At 65.9% G+C, this 3441-nt stretch carries 2 protein-coding genes; both read right to left on the minus strand.

The features are described from left to right. The coding region (locus tag E5W87_RS34750) for a UvrD-helicase domain-containing protein (RefSeq protein WP_292408292.1) at window positions 1-1752 on the minus strand (1752 nt) is incomplete at its 3' end. Then, a partial coding sequence (addB, locus tag E5W87_RS34755; RefSeq protein ID WP_292408295.1) for a double-strand break repair protein AddB occupies window positions 1749-3441 on the minus strand: 1693 nt, incomplete at its 5' end. The genes addB and E5W87_RS34750, both read right to left, overlap by 4 nt.

Here is a 3441-nt window from a genome sequence, read left to right on the forward strand (position 1 = left end):
GCCTTCGATGATCTCGCCGGCGCCGATCCAGCCGGCAATGGTCGCCGCCACGTTTTCTGCAACGCGCACCGCCGGCGCATGGGCGTGGTCGACGGCTTGCGTCCAGTCGTCGGGTTCGTCGACGACGTCGGCGCCGATCGACGGCCAGACCTCGACATAACCCGGCGCATCGGTGCGGATTGCCTTGTGGTTCAGCGGATCGGGATCGTGGCTGATGCCGCGCCGCACGACCGGGTCGGCAAAGACACGGTCCACCGCCGCAAGCACGTCGTCGGTCGAGCGGAAGGACCAGGTCAGCTTGAGATCGGCGAAGGCGGCGTTGGCGTCGCGCACCCTTCCGGCAAACAGGAGCCTCGAGTCAGCGAAGGAAACGGGCGCCGCTCCTTGAAAGGAATAGATCGACTGCTTTTCGTCGCCGACGGCAAAGACCGTGCGATGAACATTGTCGCGCGCACCGAGCCCGGCAAAGAATTCCTCGGCCAGCCGCTTCACCACCTCCCACTGGTCGGGACTTGTGTCCTGCGCCTCATCGAGCAGGATATGGTCGATGCCTCGGTCGAGCTTGTATTGCACCCATGGGCCGGCGTCGGGCCGCGCCAGGAGGTTGATTGTTCGGGTGATGAGGTCGTTGAAGTCGAGGAAGCCACGGGCACGCTTCAAGTGCTCGTAACGGGCGATCAGCCAATCGGCGATGGTCAGCGCGGCGCGTGTGCCCTCCAGCATCCTGAACAAGGCCAATCGATCGGAGATTTCGAGGATGGCATCGGCCGCCGAGAGATAGCGTTCGGCAAGATCCGGCAGCTGGTCGAGCAACGCCTTCTTGAACGTCTTTGCCGGCTCATAAGGCTCGCCATCCGCCCGCAGGAAAGCTTTTGCCAGCAATTGCAGCCGGCGAACCGGATTATCCTCGGCGAAGGCAAGACGCGCATAGGGCAGCAAATTGTTCAGCACGATGCGGGCATCGGCGGCTTCAGCGGCGCGGGCAAAGGTGGTGAAATAGTCCGGCAGGAAGCCCGGCAGCGGCCAGACGGACGCCGCCAGACCTTCGGCGGTAATGCCGGCACGAAACCTGAACGCGTCGAACAGCGCCCGGAAGCCATCACCACCGGCAGCAGCGATGAAGGCACGCAAGCCGTCGCGCTTGCGCACGATCTCGGCCAGCAATGCGTCGAGCCCATGTTCGCCGCCGCGTTCCAGAATGGTGGCGAATGCCTCGGCCAATCCTGCATCGCCGGCAGCCGTACCCGAGATCATGTCACGGCGGGCGGCGGCGAAGAGCGACGCCTCCATCTGCGGATCGAGCATTTCGAAATGGGCCGGTATGTTGGCTTCCAGCGGAAACTGGTGCAGCACCGATTCGCAGAAGGCGTGGATGGTCTGGATCTTCAGCCCGCCCGGCGTCTCCAGCGCCTCGGCAAACAGCCGGCGCGCGCGGCGCATGGTTTCGTGATCGGGTTGGCGACCGTCCAGCGCCTCTATCTTCGCCGCCAGCTCGACGTCGCCAAGCGCTGTCCATTCCGACAGCGTCGAAAACACCCTATTCGACATGTTGGCGGCGGCGGCGCGGGTATAGGTCAGGCACAGGATCTTCGACGGATCGGTGCCGCGCAGCAAGAGCCGGATAACGCGCTGGGCCAGCACATGGGTCTTGCCCGATCCGGCATTGGCCGACACCCAGGCAGAATTTTGCGGGTCTGAGGCGCTTGCCTGGCTGGCGGCGGTATCGGTCGGGATGGGATAGGCCTTCTTCATGCCTCCCCTCCTTCGTCGTCTGCATCGCCGCCGGCGGACCATTCGAGCACGCGGGCGAGATGGTCGTAATCGCCATCGGTCTCGCCCTCGCGGAACGGCAAAGCGCGCGACAGATAGCCGGTCGCCGGGTCGGCATAGTGGATCAGCAGTTTTTCGAGCCGCGCCCAGGCCTCCTCGGCGAGATCGGCGGCGGTTCGTGGCTTGCGGTTGTATTCGAGGATGGACTCCTCGAACACCTCGCCGTTCGGCTTCAGCCTGATGAAGGCCAGTTGCGACGGCTCGCGCGCGCCAAGCCCCTTGAAGGCGCCGCGCCGGAGCAGCGCGCCCTCGAGCGCCAGCTGCGGCGACAGCAGGGTGTGTGCCTGCGCCTTGGACGGCGAGGAGCCGGTCTTGTAGTCGAGGATGTCGGCCATGCCGCCGGCCAGGAGATCGACACGATCGGCGTAGCCGGACAGCGTCACGCCGGACCGACCGACGCCGGTTTTCTCGGCGCGTTCTTCGGCATGTCGCATTGTCACGGCGAAGGCGCGGTCGCGCTCCCATTCGATGATACCGGCGGCGAGCTTTTCGAAACGCGGCCACCACACCGCCTCGACATCGGGAGGAAGGGCCGCCCCGGCAAAGCATTGGCGGCCGGCGGCGATGAGGCCGTCCAGCGCCTCCGCTACAAGCGGATCGGCCACTGTCCGCGAAAAAAGATGCAGGATGGCGTGAAACAGCGTGCCGCGTTCGGCGGCGCCCGGGTCGCGAATGACAGGGTCGAGCGGCATCAGGCGGAGGATCCTCCTGGCGTAGATCGCGTAAGGGTCGCGACGCAGCGTCTCGATCTCGGTGACCGAGAAATGCTGCGGCCGCACTGCCAGCGGCGGCTTCGGCTGCGGTCGCGGCGCGAAGTCTCGCCTCTCGCCGGCATCGAGCGCACGGGCCCAGGACAGGAATTCATCACCACGCCGGCGAAGCACTGCCGCATGGTCCTTGCCGATGAAGGTCAGGAGGCGCTGCAGCCAGCGCGACGGCACCGCCGGTGCGTCGCCCGAGCGGGCGGAGCGCGCCAGCACCACTTTCTTCGCCCCCATCGCCATCTGGAAATCATGGGCGGCCAAGCCGATGCGTCGTTCGGGCGGTTCGAGATCGATACCGGTCTTCATCAGCCGCGACATGAAGCGGTCGCTTTCCGGCTTGCGCGGCCACACACCTTCATTGAGCCCGCCGACGACCAGCGTGTCGACGCTCTGCAACCGTGCTTCCAGCGCGCCCCAGATGGCGATGTTCCTGTCGGTGCCTCGTGCCGGCTTGACGGTTTCAGGCGCGATCAGCGCCTCCATCACGTCAGGCCATTCGTCTGCCGCGAAGGAGAACGACGCCGAGGCAGCGACCTGCCCACGCAAGAGCTCGGCGAGCTTTTCACCAGCGTCGCCCGCATAGAGTTCGCTCACGCTGCCATCCGCAGTGCGGCCGAGACTTTCGAGCGCGACAACACTGGCCCGGGTCAATTCGGCAAGATCGGCTTCGGCTTGACTGCGAAAGGCGATCAGCGGCGCCAGCGCCGCGGCAAGGCGGACGAGCAATTCGCGGGCGCCCTCGATGTTGCGCACGGTCAGGCGGGAAAACCAGAAGGGCGAGCGGGCATCGCCCAAGCTGGTGAGACGGATATCGAAGAGCTCCGGCAGCGTTGCGATGTCGGGGCGG

The sequence above is a fragment of the Mesorhizobium sp. genome (genome assembly GCF_004962925.1).
GTDB lineage: Bacteria > Pseudomonadota > Alphaproteobacteria > Rhizobiales > Rhizobiaceae > Mesorhizobium.